Genomic DNA, 16,579 nt, shown 5'->3' with positions numbered 1-16,579 from the left:
TGAAGACGAACGGACAGATCCTGCGGCATGCATCCTCCGATGAGCGGCGCGTCATGGTGCAGTGTTCACTTTTTGTGCCGCGACACAACCCGTTCGGTCAAGCTTTAACGATCAGACCGAGACCGCTTGCAGAAATGCCGCCACGCCGCCGGCATAATCGTGGGGATCGACGGTCGATGCCCGCGATTGGGCGAACCAGTCCAGCAGCGACGCCTGATCCCGGTCCGAAAACCGCATCCGCCAGTGCTGAAACCGGCGATGGGTCAGCGGACCTTCGTCCAGAACGGTGATGTCGCGGTGGCGGCTGTCCTGCAGGATCGAGTCCACCACCGCGCGCAGCTGCGTCTGCGGCCCCTCAAGCCATTGAAAGAACAGCCCGCCTTCGTGATGCAGGCAGCCCGACAGATCGCAGGCGCCGTTGCGTTGCCGCGCCACGGTCCGGATGTTGTCAAGATCGCCCGCGCTCAGCCCGTCTCGGGCGGTGCTGCGATACAGGAAGAAGCCCAGACCTTCGAAAACGATCGCATCACTGGTCAAGGAAGGACCGCAGCTTTCTGCTTCTGGAGGGATGCTTCAGCTTGCGCAGCGCCTTGGCCTCGATCTGGCGGATGCGTTCGCGGGTGACGCTGAACTGCTGGCCGACCTCTTCCAGCGTGTGATCGGTGTTCATGCCGATGCCGAACCGCATCCGCAGGACCCGTTCCTCGCGCGGGGTCAGGCTGGCCAGAACGCGGGTCGTGGTTTCCTTCAGGTTTTCCTGAATCGCGGAATCCAGCGGCAGGACGGCGTTCTTGTCCTCGATGAAATCGCCAAGCTGGCTGTCTTCCTCGTCCCCGATGGGGGTTTCAAGGCTGATCGGTTCCTTGGCGATCTTCATCACCTTGCGGACCTTTTCCAGCGGCATCTGCAGCTTTTCGGCCAGTTCCTCGGGCGTGGGTTCGCGGCCGATCTCGTGCAGCATCTGGCGGCCGGTCCGCACCAGCTTGTTGATCGTCTCGATCATGTGCACCGGGATGCGGATCGTGCGCGCCTGATCGGCGATGCTGCGCGTGATGGCCTGCCTGATCCACCACGTCGCATAGGTGCTGAACTTGTAGCCGCGGCGGTATTCGAACTTGTCCACGGCCTTCATCAGGCCGATATTGCCTTCCTGAATGAGATCAAGGAATTGCAGGCCGCGATTGGTGTATTTCTTGGCGATGCTGATGACCAGCCGCAGGTTCGCCTCGACCATTTCCTTCTTTGCCTGGCGCGCCTCTTTCTCGCCGCGCTGGACCTGGCTGACGATGCGGCGGAATTCCTCGATATCGACGCCGACATACTGGCCGACCTGCGCCATCTCGCCGCGCAGATCCTCGACCTTGTCGCGCGAGCGTTCGAACAGCGCCTGCCAGCCGCGCCCCGCGTTCTGCGAGAATCGGTCGACCCAACCCGGGTCCAGTTCGCTGCCGCGATAGGCGTCGACGAATTCGCGGCGGTTGATGCGGGCGGCGTCGGCCAGCTTGACCATGCCCGAATCGATGGTCACGATCCGGCGGTTGATGCCGTAAAGCTGATCGACCAGCGCCTCGATGCGGCTGTTGTTCAGATGCAGCGAGTTCACCAGCACGACGATTTCGCTGCGCAGCTTCTGATAGTCGGATTCGGCGCTGGCGGAAAAGCTGCTGTCCTCGTTCAGGGTCGCGGACATGCGCTGATCCTGCATGTCGGCCAGCTTTTCATAGTCCAGCGCGATGGCTTCCAGCGTTTCCAGAACCTTGGGCTTCAGGCTGGCTTCCATCGCGGCCAGCGACAGGTTCGCGCCGTCCTCTTCCTCGTCGTCCTCGTCGCTGCGCATCGGATTGCCGTCGGCATCCAGTTCCTCGCGCTTTTGCGATGCGCTGTCGCCGCCGCTTTCTCCACCCAGCTCTTCCTCGTCCTCGCCTTCCTCGTCCTCCATCGACTGGCCGAAGGTGGTTTCAAGGTCGATCACGTCGCGCAGCAGGATCTCCTCGTCCAGAAGCTCCTGCCGCCACATTGTGATGGCCTTGAAGGTCAGCGGGCTTTCGCACAGCCCGGCGATCATGGTGTTCCGCCCGGCCTCGATCCGCTTGGCGATGGCGATCTCGCCCTCGCGCGACAGCAATTCGACGCTGCCCATCTCGCGCAGATACATGCGGACGGGATCGTCGGTGCGGTCCAGCTTTTCGGTTTCGGTCGCCGCGACCGCCACCTCGCGCGAGGTCGAGGCGGTCGTCGCCACCGCGCCGCCTTCGGCCTCCTCGGCCTCTTCGTCCTCGATGACGTTGATGCCCATTTCGGACAGCATCGACATCACGTCTTCGATCTGCTCGCTGCTGACCTGATCGGGAGGCAGAACCGAGTTCAACTGGTCGTAGGTGATATACCCCCGCTCACGCGCCTCGGCGATCATCTTCTTGACGGCCGCCTGGCTCATGTCCAGCGTGTGGGCATTCTCGTCCTTCTCGGTCTTGTCTTGATCGTCTTCCTTGGCGGCCATCCAGGGCTCCTTCTCGGGGCGAGACTCGCGGGGGTCGGGCCGCGAATCGGCGGGGAATCGGTTAGTTCTAGCGCGCATCGGGGCCGAATCAAAGGCCGGCGCGACGGTGATTCGCGCCGATGATTCGCGTGATCCGCACGGCTGGAACGGGGTCTAGCGGCGCGGCGGCTTGCGCCAGATTTCGGTGCTGATGAACTGGTCGAGCTGCGCCTGCAACGCATCGCGATCTTCGTTCAGATCACCGGTATCCTCCATGTCGGGGCGCTCGGCCCGGTGCCGCGCGCGGGTAATCTGCTGCATCCTCCAGGTCAGGCCTTCGTCGGCGTCGCCCTGGATCTCGGTCTCGGCCCGCGCGGCTTCGGCACCGGCCGCGCGCTGCGCCTCCAGCCGATCCAGCAGGTTGGTCAGGATCGTTTCTGCGGAATCGCGGTCCTGCGCCTCGATCAGCCGAGGCGTCAGGCCCAGATGGGCGTCGGCGCGCAGGCTTTCAAGGGCGCGCCGGCCCGGCGCGCTGTCGTCGCCGGTCAGCAGATCGTGCAGCAGCGCGGCGCGGTCGGCGTCCTGCGGCAACAGCCGTTCAAGCCGCGATTCGTGCGCGGCCACGAATTCCGGCCGCAGCGCGCAGATCAGCAGACAGGCGCCTTCCAGCAGCGAGGCGGCCGCGCGCGGCCCGTCCAGCGCGATCATCGGCCGCGGCGCCTGCGCGGGCATCGGGCCGCCACCCCGCCGGCCGGGCCGCCCACTCGCCTGCGCCCTGCCGCCCTGCCGCCCCTTGCGATCCTGCCAATACCCGCCCAGCAACTCGCGCCGCTTGCGCCGGATCTCGTCGGTGTAATGGCGCCGGGTCAATTCGTCGGGGATCTTCGCGATCGCGTCGTGCAGGCGGCGGTCCAGCGCGGCCTTGCGTTCGGGGCTGTCAAAGCTGTGGCCTTCGGTCTCGCGCGCCCACAGCACATCGACCAAGGGCCGGGCCTGCTCCAGCAGCTCCGTCATCGCGCCCGGCCCCGCCGCCTTGATCAGATCGTCGGGGTCCTGCCCCGACGGCAGCATCACGAAGCGCAGCGCCTGTCCCGGCCCGGTCAGCGGCAGCGCCAGATCGACCAGCCGCTGCGCCGCCCGCTGACCCGCCGGATCGCCATCCAGCGCAATCACCGGCTCGGGCGAGATGCGCCACATCAGCCGCAGCTGGTCTTCGGTGATGGCGGTGCCAAGCGGTGCCACCGCCGCGCCGAAACCGGCCCGCGCCAGGGCGATCACGTCCATGTATCCTTCGGCGACAATCAGCGTCTGGCCCTTGGCCACCGCCGCGCGCGCGGGTCCCAGATTGTAAAGATTGCGGCCCTTGTCGAACAGCGGGGTTTCGGGACTGTTCAGATATTTCGCGCGCGCATTCGGGTCCATCGCGCGCCCGCCGAACCCGATGCAGCGCCCCTGCCCGTCCCGGATCGGAAACACGATCCGGCCCCGGAACCGGTCATAGGCGGCCCCGCCCGAATCGGGTTTCGCGGCCATCCCGGCCTCGACGATCAGCGCCTCGTCGAACCCTTTTTCGCGCAGCGCGGCGGTCAGGGCGGTGCGGTTGTCGGGCGCGAACCCGATCTCGAACAACTCGACCGTGCCCGCGTCCAGCCCGCGCCGGTCCAGATAGGCGCGGGCATCGGCCGCCGCGCCGGTCTGCAATTGCAGGCGGAACCAACGGCACGCGGCCTCGGTCACCTCGAACAGCCGGGTGCGGCGGTCGGTGCGTTCGCGGGCGCGCGGGCCCGGTTCGGGCATCTGCATGCCGGCCTCGGTCGCCAGCATCCGGACCGCCTCGATGAACTCAAGCCCTTCGGATTGGCGCAGAAATGTCAGCGCATCGCCCTTGGCCTGACAGCCGAAGCAGTAATAGAATCCCTTCTGGTCGTCGCAGTGAAAGCTGGCGGATTTTTCCTGATGGAACGGACATGGCGCCCACCAGTCGCCCCGCGCCTGATTCGACTTGCGCAGATCCCACACGACCTTGCGCCCGATCACACGGCTGATCGGGACGCGGTTGCGCAATTCGTCAAGGAAGCCGGGCGGCAGACTCATGGCGCGATTATCAGCCCGCGCGGGCGCGGCGGCAAGCGGCGGAACGGGGCGATGGCGACAACGGCTGCGTCGCGGATCAATCCGCGCCCACGGCCCCGCGCGTCAGGCTCCAATAGATGTCGCCGATCCGCCGGCGATCCAGCCGCCCCCCCTCCTGATACCAGGTGGTGACGCCGGTCAGCATCGCGATCAGCGCCATCGACGCCAGCTTGCGATCCGCGATCCGCATCAGCCCGGCCTCGATCCCGTCGCGCAGGATTCCCTCCAGCAGCGCCTCGTACCGGCCGCGCAAGGCGGCTATGGCACGGTAATTCTCGGGCGTCAGGTTGCGCAGTTCCATATAGGACAAAAACACCGCGTCAGAATGATCGAGGCTGAAATCGATGTGAAAGCGCACGAACCGTTCCAGGCGCGTCAGCGGATCGGCGGTCGCATCGTCCTGCCACGCGGCCAGCAGGGTCTGCATGTGGCTTTCCAGAAGCTGGAACAGCAACGCCTGCTTGTCGGCGGTATAGGCGTAAAGCGCGCCTGCCTGCACGCCCACCGCCGAGGCGATCTGGCGCATCGACACGGCGGCATAGCCGTGCCGCGCGAAAAGCTTGCGGGACTTTTCGCGGATAAGCGGGCCGGTGATCTCGCTGCGGGAACCCTGGGTGCGTGCCATATCCGCCTTACTAGTGCGCGGGCGCGGCGTCGGAAAGCCCTGTCAGCCGACGACCCGCCCCGCAAGTCAGGCCGTTGCCGGGCCGCGGCTTCAGTCGTAACCTGCACGCCATGAAACATCTGCGAAGCTGCGCCGCGTTTGCCATCCTGTTCACCCTCGCGGCCTGCGGCAGCGATGGCGAAGACTATCCAAACCTGCTGCCGACCGAGGCGATCCTGGCGGAACCGCGGCTGCCCGATCACGCGACCGCCGCAACAGGCAGCCCCGCCGCCGTGAGCACACGGACCGAGGATCGTGCCGACGCCCTGCGACAGCGGGCAGACACGCTGCGCGGGCCGGTGATCGAGCCTGACGCGCGCGACAGGATGCGGGCGGCAGGCGGATGATTGTGCGGGGCCGCGCGACCCGCTAAACCTTGTTCTGCCCATCCTGCGGAGGCCATCCATGCCCATCATCACCTGCATCGACGATCTGAAGGCCCTGCACCGCGCGCGAACGCCGCGGATGTTCTATGACTATGCCGAATCGGGCAGCTATACCGAACAGACATTCCGCGAGAACACGACCGATTTCGCGCGGCTGAAGCTGCGCCAGAAGGTGGCGGTGGACATGTCCAACCGCTCGACCGCGTCCGAGATGGTCGGTCTGCCGGTCGCGATGCCGGTGGGGCTGGCGCCGGTGGGGCTGACCGGGATGCAGCATGCCGACGGGGAAATCCTTGCCGCGCGCGCGGCGGAACGGTTCAACGTGCCGTTCGCGCTGTCCACCATGTCGATCTGTTCGATCGAGGATGTGGCCGCGCACACGACCGCGCCCTTCATGTTCCAGCTTTACGTGATGAAGGATCAGGAATTTCTGGCCGGCATCATCGACCGGGCGAAGGCCGCCAATTGCAGCGCGCTGGTGCTGACGCTGGATCTGCAGATCCTGGGCCAGCGGCACAAGGATCTGAAGAACGGGCTGACCGCGCCGCCGCGCCTGACCCTGCCGGTGATGATGGATCTGGCGACGAAATGGCGGTGGGGCATGGGAATGCTGCGCACCAGGCGGCGCCAGTTCGGCAATATCGTCGGCCACGCCAAGGGCGTCGGCGATACCAGTTCGCTGATGAGCTGGACGGCCGAGCAGTTCGACGACCGGCTGGACTGGGACAAGATTGCCAGGATCCGTGACATGTGGGGCGGCAAGCTGATCCTGAAAGGCATCATGGACCCCGAGGATGCACGGATCGCCGCCGATTTCGGTGCCGACGCGATCGTGGTCAGCAATCACGGCGGACGGCAGCTGGACGGGGCGCTGTCCGCGATCCGCATGTTGCCCCATATCGTCGAGGCGGTGGGCGACCGGGTCGAGATCCACATGGACAGCGGCATCCGCAGCGGACAGGACGTGCTGAAGGCGCTGGCGCTTGGGGCGCATGCGACCTGGATCGGGCGCGCCTTCATCCACGGGCTGGGCGCGATGGGCGAGGCCGGCGTGACCGCCGTGCTGGAGCTGATCCGCAAGGAGCTGGATGTCAGCATGGCCCTGTGCGGCGAACGCAAGGTGACCGATGTGGGGCGGCACAACCTGCTGATACCGCAGGGGTTCGAAACCGAATACGGCGCCTAGCCAGCCACAGTCGCGCGGCTTGGCAGCGGCAGGCGGCCGTTGTCAGGCTGTGGCGCGTTTCCGTTGCCGAAACCCCATCCACGGGATGCCGGGCGTCGCGACCACCAGAACCGACGGGATCAGCACCGAGGCGGCGAAATTCACCCACAGATCGTTCACTCCGGCATACATCACCGCCACGATCACCCCAAGATGCATCAGATAGATCATCGCCGAAAGCGTCACCAGATCGACATTGGGCTGCGGCATCCGCAGCCGCATGAACGCCAGCACGACGACCAGCGGATAGGCATAGGCAAGAAGCGGAAATTCGGGCGCGATCAGCTTGTCCCCACTCGACAGGGACGCGAAATAGATCGCCTCGACCAGGCGCAGCACCGACAGCACGATCACGCCCAGCCACAGCCATGGGGCCGGCGGCAGGAAATCGCGCCCGCGACCGTCCATGACATGGGCCAGAAGATAGCCCATCGCCACGAAGGGAAACAGATAGAGCGCGCCTGAATGGAACACGGCCAGCCCCGGATCCAGAAGTTGCAGCAGCACCCCGTACTGCACCACCCCGTCCAGAAGCGCGAAAGCGACCGCGATCAGCAGGATCGCCCTCGTCGCGCGCCGCCGGTCGCCGATCAATGCAAACAGCACCAGCATCAGCGCGATCGACTGCAACAGCGCGGCGATATACCACAGATGCGCCGGACCCATGATCAGCATCCGCACGAGGTCCGCCACGCTGCCGACATCGCGCAGCCAGAGCGGCGCATAGATCACGCACCAGATCAGGTAAAGCAGCAGCAGCCCGATGGTCCACCCCTTCAGCCTGTCGCGCCGGACAGTCTGATACACCCCGTATCCGGACACCACCGCAAAGGCCGGAACCACGGATCGCAGGATGCCAAGACCGAAGATCGCCAACCAGCCGTCATCGTGCCCGGTCAGCAATCCGGCATGCGCGGCCGCCACGCCGCAGACAAGGATCACACGAAGCAGGTCCACACCATGATATCGCGGATATGCCGGCTGCATGGGACCCCTGAACTGGATAACGCTGTACGAATCAGATCTTCACCCTAATCGGCAACAATCCGCCTAGTCAACATTTCACGGGGGAAAGCGAAAACGGGGCTTTCCTTGCGCGCGATTTCGCAGTATCGCCCTGCATCCTGCCGTCATGCACCCTTGGAGGATGGCGGCGTTCACAACTGTTAGGACGATTATCATGGCCAAAGAGATCCCTGATCTGATGGCCGAGGCACGCGCGGGGACAGGCAAGGGGGCCGCCCGCCAAGCTCGCCGCGAAGGCAAGGTGCCCGGCATCGTATATGGCGACCACAAGGACCCGGTCGCCGTTGCGTTCGATTTCAACAACCTGCTGACCAAGCTGCGCGCCGGTCGCTTCATGTCCACGCTGTGGAACCTGAAGGTCGACGGTCAGGACGATGTGCGCGTCATCTGCCGCGCCGTGCAGAAGGATGTCGTCAAGGATCTGCCGATCCATATCGACTTCATGCGCCTGCGCCGCACCTCGAAGGTGAACCTGTTCATCCAGGTGGAATTCGTGGGCCATGACGACTGCCCCGGCCTGCGCAAGGGCGGCACGCTGGTCACGGTGCGCCCCGAAGTCGAACTGGTCGTGACGGCGGGCGACATTCCCGATCACATCACCGTCGATCTGTCCGGCCGCGAGGTCGGCGACAGCATCCATATCAGCGATGTGGACCTGCCCGCCGGCGCCCGGCCCAGCATCGACCGGAACTTCGTGATCGCCAATATCGCCGCCCCGTCGGCGCTGCGCTCCAGCGATGACGAGGACACCGAGACGGAAGAGGCCGCGCCGGCCGAAGAGCCTGTCGAGGAATAGGCCCGGCCCGTTTCGGGCACGGCACGACATCAAGGGCGGTGCCGCTGGCGCCGCCCTTTCCAATTGCCGCCGCCGCTGCTAGCAGATGCGGCCGTGCATATCAGGGAGATCGCGCATGCAGCCCGTCCATATCATCGGCGCCGGACTGGCCGGGTCCGAGGCCGCGTGGCAGGTCGCGCGGGCAGGCGTGCCCGCCATCCTGCACGAAATGCGCCCCAACACCGCCACCTTCGCCCACAAGACTGGCGATTGCGCCGAGATGGTCTGTTCGAACTCGTTCCGCTCGGACGACGATGTGACGAACGCGGTCGGACAACTGCACTGGGAAATGCGGGCGGCCGGCGGGCTGATCATGGCGATGGCCGACCGGCATCGGCTGCCCGCCGGCGGCGCGCTGGCCGTCGACCGCGAGGAATTCGCCCGCGCCGTCACCCAGGCCCTGCGGGCCGATCCGCTGATCGAGATCCGCACCGAAGAGGTGTCCGAGTTGCCGCAGGACGGCAACTGGATCGTCGCCACCGGGCCGCTGACCTCGGACCTGCTGGCGACGTCGATCCGCAACCTGACCGGCACCGACGCGCTGGCGTTTTTCGATGCGATCGCGCCCATCGTTCATGCCGACACGATCGACATGTCCGTGGCATGGGAACAAAGCCGCTATGACAAGGGCGCGACCGAGGCCGAGCGTCGCGCCTATATCAACTGCCCGATGGACAAGCCGCAATACGAGGCGTTCATCGACGCGCTGCTGGCGGCCGAGAAGACCCAGTTCCGCGAAGGCGAGACCGCCGGCTATTTCGACGGATGCCTGCCCATCGAGGTGATGGCCGAACGCGGCCGCGAAACCCTGCGCCACGGGCCGATGAAGCCGGTGGGGCTGACCAACGCCCACCGGCCCCAGGACAAGCCTTACGCGGTGGTTCAGCTTCGCCGCGATAACGCCCTGGGAACACTTTACAATATCGTCGGCTTTCAGACCAAGATGAAATACGGCGCGCAGTCGCAGGTGTTCCGCATGATCCCCGGTCTGGAACAGGCCAGCTTTGCGCGGCTGGGGGGCATCCACCGCAACTCGTTCCTGAATTCGCCCACGCTTCTGGACGACCGGATGCGGCTGCGCCACCGGCCCAATCTGCGCTTCGCCGGTCAGGTCACGGGGGTCGAGGGATATGTCGAAAGCGCCGCGATGGGGCTGCTGGCCGGGCGCATGGCCGCGGCGCAGGCCCGTGGCCGCGATCTGGGGCCGCCGCCCGTCACCACCGCGACCGGCGCGCTGGTCAACCACATCACCGGCGGCGCCGAGGCCAGGACCTTCCAGCCGATGAACGTCAATTTCGGGCTGTTCCCGCCGCTGGACCAGATGCGCGGCGGCCGCAAGGGGCGCAAGGACCGCTATCCGGCCTATACGCAGCGCGCCAAGGACGGTTTCAAGGCATGGCTGGACGCGCAGTAAGACGCACCCGCTTTGCCCCCTCGCCGACGGGGTTTCTGCATCTGGGCCATGCCTATGCCGCGCTGGTCGCCGCGCGCGCGGCGGACCGGGGCGAATTCCTGCTGCGGATCGAGGATATCGACCGCGACCGGTGCCGGCCCGAATACGAGGCCGCCATCCTTGAGGATCTGGCGTGGCTGGGGCTTGACTGGCAGCGCCCGGTGCTGCGCCAGTCCGAGCGCATGAACGCCTATCGCGACGCGCTGCACCGGCTTGCGCCGCTGTGCTATCCCTGCCGCTGCCGGCGCGGCGACATCCGCGCGGCCCTGTCGGCGCCGCAAGAGGGGGCGCGGCACACAGCCGATCTGGCCGCCGGTCCCGACGGGCTGATCTATCCGGGCACCTGTCGCCACCGCGACATGGCGGATGCGGCGGCGGGCGATGTCATCCGCCTGGACGTTGCCCGCGCCTTCGATGCGCTTGGGACAGGCGATCTGCGCTTTCGCGACGAGGTCGTCGGGCCGGATCGCGACCAGATCCTGACGCGCGATGAGTTTCGCGACCGGATCGGCGATGTGATCCTGTCGCGGCGGGGTATGGGCACATCCTATCACCTTGCCGTCGTGGTGGACGATGCCGCCCAGAACATCACCGTGGTCACGCGCGGCAGGGATCTGTTCGACTCGACCTGGATCCACGTGCTGCTGCAACGCCTGCTGGACCTGCCGACGCCGCTGTATCATCACCACCGGCTGATCCGCGACCATGCCGGCCACCGCCTTGCCAAGCGCGACGATGCCCGCGCCATCCGCGCGTTCCGCAAGGACGGGGCGACGCCGGACGACATCCGCCGCGCCGTGGGCCTGTAACCGTCATTCGCGTCGGACAGCCCGCTCAGCCCCCTTCGACCGGCTGCATGATCGTCTGTTCAGAGCCCTCGCGGATCGAAGTATAGAAACAGCTGCGCCGGTTGGTGTGACAGGCAGGACCCGTCTGGTTCACCAGGGCCAGCAGGCAGTCCCGGTCGCAATCGATGCGCAGCTCGACCAGTTCCTGCACGTGGCCCGAGCTTTCACCCTTGACCCACAACGCCGCGCGCGACCGCGACCAATAGGTCACGCGCCCCGTCTGCAATGTCCGCGACACCGACTGCGCGTTCATCCACGCCATCATCAGAACCTCGCCCGATGCGGCGTCCTGCGCGATGCAGGGGATCAGACCGTCACGATCGAATTGAAGGTTGGCGGGGTCGAACATCGGGTTCCCTTTCGCGACTGCCGCACCTATCTAGGACGGATGGACCGCGCGGGGAAGAACCGATGGCCGACAGCGACCTGATGCAGCTTTATTCGCGCCGTATTCTGGCGCTGACGACGGCGATTCCGCATCAGGGCCGGCTGGATGCGCCCGATGGCAGCGCCATGCGCCGCTCTCCGCAATGCGGATCGTCGGTGACGGTCGATGTCGCGCTTGCGAATGGGCGCATCCGGGATTTCGCGCAACAGGTCCGGGCCTGCGCCCTGGGACAGGCCTCGGCCGCGGTGCTGGGAAGCGCGGTGATCGGGCGGGACCGGGCCGAGATCCAGACCACGCGCGATCAGCTGCGCGCCATGCTGACCGATGGCGGCGACGGTCCCGCAGCGCCTTTCGCGGATCTGGAGGCGCTGTTGCCCGCGCGCGAATATCCCAATCGCCACGCCTCGATCCTGCTGGCATGGGACGCCACGCTTGAGGCGATCGATCAGGCGCTGGCCGCCGCCTGAGGCACAAAAAAAAAGACGACCCTTTCAAGGGCCGTCCAGTTGCGCGAAGCAGGACAGGTCGGCGCACAGGCGAAGGCGCCGGGGTGCATCGCGGGGCAGATATCAGGCCTGAAGAATTGCGGGCAGCCACAGCACGACGATGGTGGTGACGGACAGCGCGGCCAAGCCAAGGGCGTCGCTGAGAAATTCGCGGGACGTGAAGCGGTGCGGCATTGGGCAACTCCTCTCTGTTGCCTCTTTGTTCCCATATCCGCGCGGCGCTGTAAAGAACTTTTTAAGAACATCCTAAGAAATGCCTAACCGATGCCGATCAGCCGGATCGCCTCGTCCTGGCTCATCAGCCACATCAGCAGGCGCAGGGCGCGGCCGCGCGGGCTGTCCAGCGTCGGGTCACGCTCCAGCAGCAGGCGGGCGTCCTGGCGCGCCACCGCCATCAGCCCGGCCTGATGTTCCAGATCGCCGATATGGAATCGCGGCAGGCCCGATTGCGCGGTGCCGATAACGTCGCCCGCCCCGCGCATGTCCAGATCGACCTCGGCGATGCGGAACCCGTCCTCGGTGTCGCGCAGGGTGGTCAGCCGGCGCGCGCCCGCCTCGCTCAAGGGCGGGTGATACATCAGCACGCAGGTCGAGGCGCCGCGCCCGCGCCCGACCCGCCCGCGCAGCTGGTGCAACTGCGCCAGACCAAAGCTTTCGGCGCGTTCGATCACCATGATCGTCGCCTCGGGCACGTCCACGCCGACCTCGATCACCGTCGTCGCGACCAGGACCGAAGCCGCCCCGCCGGCGAAATCCGCCATCGCCGCGTCGCGCTGTTCCGGCGGCATCTGGCCGTGGATCAGCCGCACCCGGTCGCCGAACTGCGCGCGCAGCGACTGGAACCGCGCCTCGGCGGCGGTCAGGTCGCTGACCTCGCTTTCCTCGACCAGCGGACAGACCCAGAAGGCGCGCGCCCCCTGATCCAGCACGCGGCGCAGACGGGCTGTCACCTCGTCCAGCCGCTGATCGCTGATCATCACCGTGGTGATCGGCTGGCGTCCGGGCGGCTTTTCGCCCAGCACCGACAGATCCAGATCGCCGTATTGCGTCAGCGCCAGAGACCGCGGAATCGGCGTCGCCGTCATCACCAGCATGTCGGGCGGCGCGTGACCCTTGGCCGACAACTGCAACCGCTGCGCCACGCCAAAGCGGTGCTGTTCGTCGATGATCGCCAGGCGAAGATCCTGAAAATGCACGTCCTTCTGGAACACCGCATGGGTGCCGACCAGAATGTCGATCCGCCCCTCGGCCAGATCCTGTAACAACTGCGCCCGCAGATCGCCCTTGTCGCGCCCGGACAGCGCGGCCAGTCGCACGCCCGCCGCCCGCGCCAGCGGCTCCAGCGCGCGGGCATGCTGGCGGGCCAGGATCTCGGTCGGGGCCATCAGCACCGCCTGTCCGCCCGCCTCGACCGCGATCAGCGCGGCCAGCATCGCCACCAGCGTCTTTCCGGCCCCGACATCGCCCTGCAACAGCCGGCTCATCCGGTGGTCGCCAGCCATATCGGCGGCGATCTCATCGACCGCGCGGATCTGCGCGGCGGTGGGCGGCCAGGGCAGGCTGTTCAGCACCGCCCGGCGCAGCCGACCGTCGCCCGTGCTTGCCCGCCCCCGCGACCGCCGCTTTTCGCGCCGCACCAGCGCCAGCGTCATCTGATGGGCCAGAAACTCGTCATAGGCCAGCCGCGCCCGCGCCGGGCTGTCCGGCGACAGATCGCGCGGCGATTCCGGCCGATGCGCCATGCCAAGCGCGTCGGCAAAGCCGGGCCAGCCGCGCGCGGACAGCACCTGCGGATCGATCCATTCCTCGAAGGCGGGCACCCGCGTCAGGGCCGCCGCGACCGCCCCGGACATCGCGCGCTGTGTCAGCCCGGCGGACAGCGGATAGACCGGCTCGAACTCGGCCGGAAGGGGGGCGTCGCTGTCGCGCAGGATGTGGTCGGGATGGACCATCTGCGCCAGCCCGTCGAACAGTTCCAGCTTGCCGCTGACGACGCGGCGCTGACCGGTCGGCAGCTGGCTTTCGATCCAGTCGCGCCGGGGATGGAAGAATACCAGCGACAGGTCGCCGCCATGATCGTCGGTGCAGTGCACCCGCCACGGGCGGCCCCGCACGGTCGGCGGGTGATGGCGGCCGACGGTCAAGGTCAGCGTCACGATTTCGGGCGCGCGGGCCTCGGTGATCCGGGCGATGCGCCGGCGGGTGACGCCGCTGCCGGGCAGGGTCAGGATCAGGTCGCGCGGCCGCTCGATCCCCATCTGGGCCAGCGCCGCCTGCCCCTTGGGGCCGATCCCCGGCAGTGTCTCGACCGAGGCGAACAGCGGAAACAGCGCCGGAGGCCGGCCCTTGGGCTGCGTCATTGTCCCGCGATCCGCAGCCACTCATCCTCGTCTATGACGGTGACGCCCAGTTCGGCGGCCTTGGTGGCCTTGGACCCCGCCCCCGGTCCCGCAATCAGCAGATCGGTCCTGGAACTGACCGATCCCGCCACCTTGGCGCCCATCCGTTCGGCCACGGCCTTGGCCTCGGCGCGGGTCATCCGCTCCAGCGTGCCGGTGAAGACCAGGGTCTTGCCGCTGATTTCGGTATCGCGGGCCGTCTGCGTCTGGTCGGGCAGGATGGTCAGCTGCGCGGTCAGCCGGTCGATACTGGCCCGTTCGGCCTGTTGCTGGAACGTCGTGACCAGCGAATTGACCAGCACCGCGCCGATCCCGTCTATGCCGGTCAGGTCGGCCCAGTTCGGGCTTTCGGGCAAGGCCGCGCGCCGGGTTTTGTCGTCGCCGGCCGCGAAGGCGGGTTCGCGCGCCGCCGCATCGACCGCCGCGATCAGGGCGTCCCATGTGCCGAAATGCCGCGCCAGCGTGGCGGCGGCCACCTCGCCCACATGCCGGATGCCAAGCGCAAAGATCAACCGGTTCAAGGGGATGGTCCGCCGTTCCTCGATCGCGTCGAACAGCTTCTGCGCCGAGCGCGGGCCGAAACCCTCGCGGTTCTTCAGCTTTGTCAGGTTCGCGGCGTCGCGGCGCGCCAGCGTGAAGATGTCGGCCGGTTCGCGGATCGGCAGGATATCGTCGGCAAAGAACATCTCGATCTGCCGCGCGCCCAGCCCCTCGATGTCGAAGGCGGCGCGGCTGACGAAATGTTTCAGCTTCTCGATGGCCTGCGCGGGGCAGATCAGACCGCCGGTGCAGCGGCGCACGGAATCGCCTGGTTCCCGGATCGCGTCCGAGCCGCATTCGGGACAGCGCGTCGGAAACGAATAGGGGCGGCTGCCCGACGGCCGGCGGGCAAGGTCGATATCGGCGATCTTGGGGATCACGTCGCCCGCGCGATAGATCTTGACCCAATCGCCCTCGCGGATATCGCGCCCCTCGCGGATCGGGGCGCCGGTATTGTCGCGCCCGGCGATGTAATCCTCGTTGTGCAGCGTCGCGTTCGACACGACCACACCGCCCACCGTCACCGGTTCCAGCCGCGCCACCGGCGACAGCGCACCGGTGCGCCCGACCTGGATCTCGATCCGGTTCAGCCGCGTCCACGCGGTCTCGGCCGGGAATTTATGCGCCAGCGCCCATCGCGGCGTGGTCGAGCGAAAACCCAGACGCGCCTGAAGATCCAGATCGTTGACCTTGTAGACGACGCCGTCGATGTCATAGCCAAGCGTCGCACGCTGCTGTTCGATATCGGCCCAGGCATCAATCAGCCCGTCGGCATCGTGGCAAAGCCGGGTCAGGCTGTTGGTGCGAAAGCCGAATCGGTCCAGCCGCGCGATCGCCTCGATCTGGGTCCGGGCCAGCGGCTCGGACAGTTCGCCCCAGCCATAGGCAAAGAACTTCAGCGGCCTCTGGGCGGTGATCTGCGGATCAAGCTGGCGCAGCGAGCCTGCGGCGGCGTTGCGCGGATTGGCAAAGACCCGGCCCGTGCCGCCGGCATTCAGGCGCGCGAAATCGTCGTGCGACATATAGACCTCGCCCCGGATCTCGACGATGCCGGGCGCCTTGGCTGCAAGCCGGTCGGGGATGTCCGCGATCATGCTTGCATTGGCGGTGACGTTTTCGCCCACCGTGCCGTCGCCGCGCGTCGCGGCCTGCACCAGCCTGCCCTTTTCATAGCGCAGCGACAGCGAAAGCCCGTCGATCTTCGGCTCGGCGGTGAAATCCAGCGGCGCGTCGGCGGGCAGGTTCAGGAAATTGCGGATGCGATGGACGAAATCCACCACCTCGTCGCGGTCGAAGGCATTGGCCAGCGACATCATCCGCTGCGCATGCGTGACCTTGCCGAAGCCTTCGGACGGGGCCGCACCGATCTTGCCGGTGGGGCTGTCGGGCGCGGCCAGATCGGGAAAAGCCTGCTCAAGCTGGGCCAGACGGCGTTTCAGCGCGTCGTATTCCGCATCCGTGATTTGGGGCGCGTCGCGGCCGTGATAATCCTCGTTCGCCTGGGCGATTTGCGCGGTCAGATCCGCGATCTCATCCGCGGCCTGTTGCGCGCTCAGCCCCTCGGCGGGGGCGCGATCCCCGATCGCGGCGTCCCGATCCTGTCCCCTGCTGCGCGCCATCGTCGTTCGTCCCGTTCCTGCGATCCTGCCCGAAAATGCCCGATCCGACGGGCGCCAGCCACCCGTGGCGACATGAAC

General features: G+C 66.9%; 14 protein-coding genes. 6 read left to right on the top strand and 8 right to left on the bottom strand.

Annotated features, from left to right (window positions below; translation table 11 throughout):
• Positions 1 to 111 precede the first annotated feature (111 nt).
• The 4 genes from JHW45_RS05915 to JHW45_RS05900 all read right to left on the bottom strand — a co-directional run bounded on the left by JHW45_RS05915 (position 112) and on the right by JHW45_RS05900 (position 5,237).
• Entirely contained in the window at positions 112 to 537 is a 426-nt protein-coding gene (locus tag JHW45_RS05915; protein ID WP_272860007.1) for a BLUF domain-containing protein, read from the bottom strand.
• Positions 527 to 2,500: an RNA polymerase sigma factor RpoD gene (gene rpoD / locus JHW45_RS05910; RefSeq protein ID WP_272860006.1), complete on the bottom strand. Its 1,974-nt coding sequence runs from the start codon at positions 2,498 to 2,500 to the stop codon at positions 527 to 529. Before rpoD ends, JHW45_RS05915 begins: the two co-directional genes overlap by 11 nt.
• 153 nt (positions 2,501 to 2,653) lie before the next feature.
• Entirely contained in the window at positions 2,654 to 4,573 is a 1,920-nt protein-coding gene (gene dnaG, locus JHW45_RS05905; protein ID WP_272860005.1) for a DNA primase, read from the bottom strand.
• Positions 4,574 to 4,649: 76 nt separating this feature from the next.
• Positions 4,650 to 5,237, bottom strand: coding sequence for a TetR/AcrR family transcriptional regulator (locus tag JHW45_RS05900; protein WP_272860004.1), 588 nt, complete (start codon positions 5,235 to 5,237; stop codon positions 4,650 to 4,652).
• A gap of 110 nt (positions 5,238 to 5,347) precedes the next feature.
• Between JHW45_RS05900 and JHW45_RS05895 the strand changes: the two genes are divergently transcribed.
• Together JHW45_RS05895 and JHW45_RS05890 are read left to right on the top strand one after the other, a co-directional pair.
• On the top strand, positions 5,348 to 5,623 hold the full coding sequence (locus tag JHW45_RS05895; RefSeq protein WP_272860003.1) for a hypothetical protein: 276 nt from the start codon (positions 5,348 to 5,350) through the stop codon (positions 5,621 to 5,623).
• 58 nt (positions 5,624 to 5,681) lie between these two features.
• Positions 5,682 to 6,848 (top strand): alpha-hydroxy acid oxidase, encoded by a 1,167-nt coding sequence (locus tag JHW45_RS05890; RefSeq protein ID WP_272860002.1) that lies wholly within the window; start codon positions 5,682 to 5,684, stop codon positions 6,846 to 6,848.
• Positions 6,849 to 6,890: 42 nt separating this feature from the next.
• Here JHW45_RS05890 and JHW45_RS05885 read toward each other — a convergent pair whose 3' ends face one another.
• Positions 6,891 to 7,844 carry an acyltransferase family protein gene (locus tag JHW45_RS05885; RefSeq protein ID WP_272860001.1) on the bottom strand — a complete coding sequence of 318 codons (954 nt, stop codon included), beginning with the start codon at positions 7,842 to 7,844 and terminating at the stop codon, positions 6,891 to 6,893.
• Positions 7,845 to 8,067: 223 nt separating this feature from the next.
• Here JHW45_RS05885 and JHW45_RS05880 point away from each other — a divergent pair, with 223 nt between their 5' ends.
• From JHW45_RS05880 to gluQRS, 3 genes are all read left to right on the top strand, one after another.
• Complete coding sequence (locus tag JHW45_RS05880) at positions 8,068 to 8,709, top strand: 50S ribosomal protein L25/general stress protein Ctc (protein WP_272860000.1); 642 nt, start codon at positions 8,068 to 8,070, stop codon at positions 8,707 to 8,709.
• A 115-nt stretch (positions 8,710 to 8,824) separates the two neighbouring features.
• Entirely contained in the window at positions 8,825 to 10,162 is a 1,338-nt protein-coding gene (gene trmFO, locus JHW45_RS05875) for a methylenetetrahydrofolate--tRNA-(uracil(54)-C(5))-methyltransferase (FADH(2)-oxidizing) TrmFO (RefSeq protein ID WP_272859999.1), read from the top strand.
• Positions 10,144 to 11,010: a tRNA glutamyl-Q(34) synthetase GluQRS gene (gene gluQRS, locus JHW45_RS05870; protein ID WP_272859998.1), complete on the top strand. Its 867-nt coding sequence runs from the start codon at positions 10,144 to 10,146 to the stop codon at positions 11,008 to 11,010. The genes trmFO and gluQRS overlap by 19 nt, the downstream gene beginning before the upstream one ends.
• A 25-nt stretch (positions 11,011 to 11,035) precedes the next feature.
• On the opposite strand, the gene hisI is transcribed toward gluQRS, so the two are convergent.
• Positions 11,036 to 11,398, bottom strand: coding sequence for a phosphoribosyl-AMP cyclohydrolase (hisI, locus tag JHW45_RS05865; RefSeq protein ID WP_272859997.1), 363 nt, complete (start codon positions 11,396 to 11,398; stop codon positions 11,036 to 11,038).
• A gap of 62 nt (positions 11,399 to 11,460) precedes the next feature.
• Here hisI and JHW45_RS05860 point away from each other — a divergent pair, with 62 nt between their 5' ends.
• Positions 11,461 to 11,904, top strand: coding sequence for an iron-sulfur cluster assembly scaffold protein (locus tag JHW45_RS05860; protein WP_272859996.1), 444 nt, complete (start codon positions 11,461 to 11,463; stop codon positions 11,902 to 11,904).
• A 296-nt stretch (positions 11,905 to 12,200) separates the two neighbouring features.
• On the opposite strand, the gene recG is transcribed toward JHW45_RS05860, so the two are convergent.
• Both recG and ligA read right to left on the bottom strand, forming a co-directional pair.
• Positions 12,201 to 14,303 (bottom strand): ATP-dependent DNA helicase RecG, encoded by a 2,103-nt coding sequence (gene recG, locus JHW45_RS05855; RefSeq protein ID WP_272859995.1) that lies wholly within the window; start codon positions 14,301 to 14,303, stop codon positions 12,201 to 12,203.
• Positions 14,300 to 16,501, bottom strand: coding sequence for an NAD-dependent DNA ligase LigA (gene ligA / locus JHW45_RS05850; RefSeq protein WP_272859994.1), 2,202 nt, complete (start codon positions 16,499 to 16,501; stop codon positions 14,300 to 14,302). Before ligA ends, recG begins: the two co-directional genes overlap by 4 nt.
• Between the last annotated feature and the right edge of the window lie 78 nt (positions 16,502 to 16,579).

Source organism: Paracoccus stylophorae (assembly GCF_028553765.1).
GTDB classification, from domain to species: Bacteria; Pseudomonadota; Alphaproteobacteria; order Rhodobacterales; family Rhodobacteraceae; genus Paracoccus; species Paracoccus stylophorae.
Note: the sequence above shows the minus strand (reverse complement) of the source record. Positions and strands in the feature narration are given on the sequence as shown.

Coding starts and splice junctions, on each gene's coding strand:
- rpoD (WP_272860006.1), bottom strand. CDS start 2,500: ATGGCCGCCAAGGAAGACGATCAAGACAAGACCGAGAAGGACGAGAAT.
- JHW45_RS05880 (WP_272860000.1), top strand. CDS start 8,068: ATGGCCAAAGAGATCCCTGATCTGATGGCCGAGGCACGCGCGGGGACA.
- JHW45_RS05860 (WP_272859996.1), top strand. CDS start 11,461: ATGGCCGACAGCGACCTGATGCAGCTTTATTCGCGCCGTATTCTGGCG.
- ligA (WP_272859994.1), bottom strand. CDS start 16,501: ATGGCGCGCAGCAGGGGACAGGATCGGGACGCCGCGATCGGGGATCGC.
- trmFO (WP_272859999.1), top strand. CDS start 8,825: ATGCAGCCCGTCCATATCATCGGCGCCGGACTGGCCGGGTCCGAGGCC.
- gluQRS (WP_272859998.1), top strand. CDS start 10,144: ATGGCTGGACGCGCAGTAAGACGCACCCGCTTTGCCCCCTCGCCGACG.
- recG (WP_272859995.1), bottom strand. CDS start 14,303: ATGACGCAGCCCAAGGGCCGGCCTCCGGCGCTGTTTCCGCTGTTCGCC.
- JHW45_RS05900 (WP_272860004.1), bottom strand. CDS start 5,237: ATGGCACGCACCCAGGGTTCCCGCAGCGAGATCACCGGCCCGCTTATC.
- JHW45_RS05890 (WP_272860002.1), top strand. CDS start 5,682: ATGCCCATCATCACCTGCATCGACGATCTGAAGGCCCTGCACCGCGCG.
- hisI (WP_272859997.1), bottom strand. CDS start 11,398: ATGTTCGACCCCGCCAACCTTCAATTCGATCGTGACGGTCTGATCCCC.
- JHW45_RS05895 (WP_272860003.1), top strand. CDS start 5,348: ATGAAACATCTGCGAAGCTGCGCCGCGTTTGCCATCCTGTTCACCCTC.
- dnaG (WP_272860005.1), bottom strand. CDS start 4,573: ATGAGTCTGCCGCCCGGCTTCCTTGACGAATTGCGCAACCGCGTCCCG.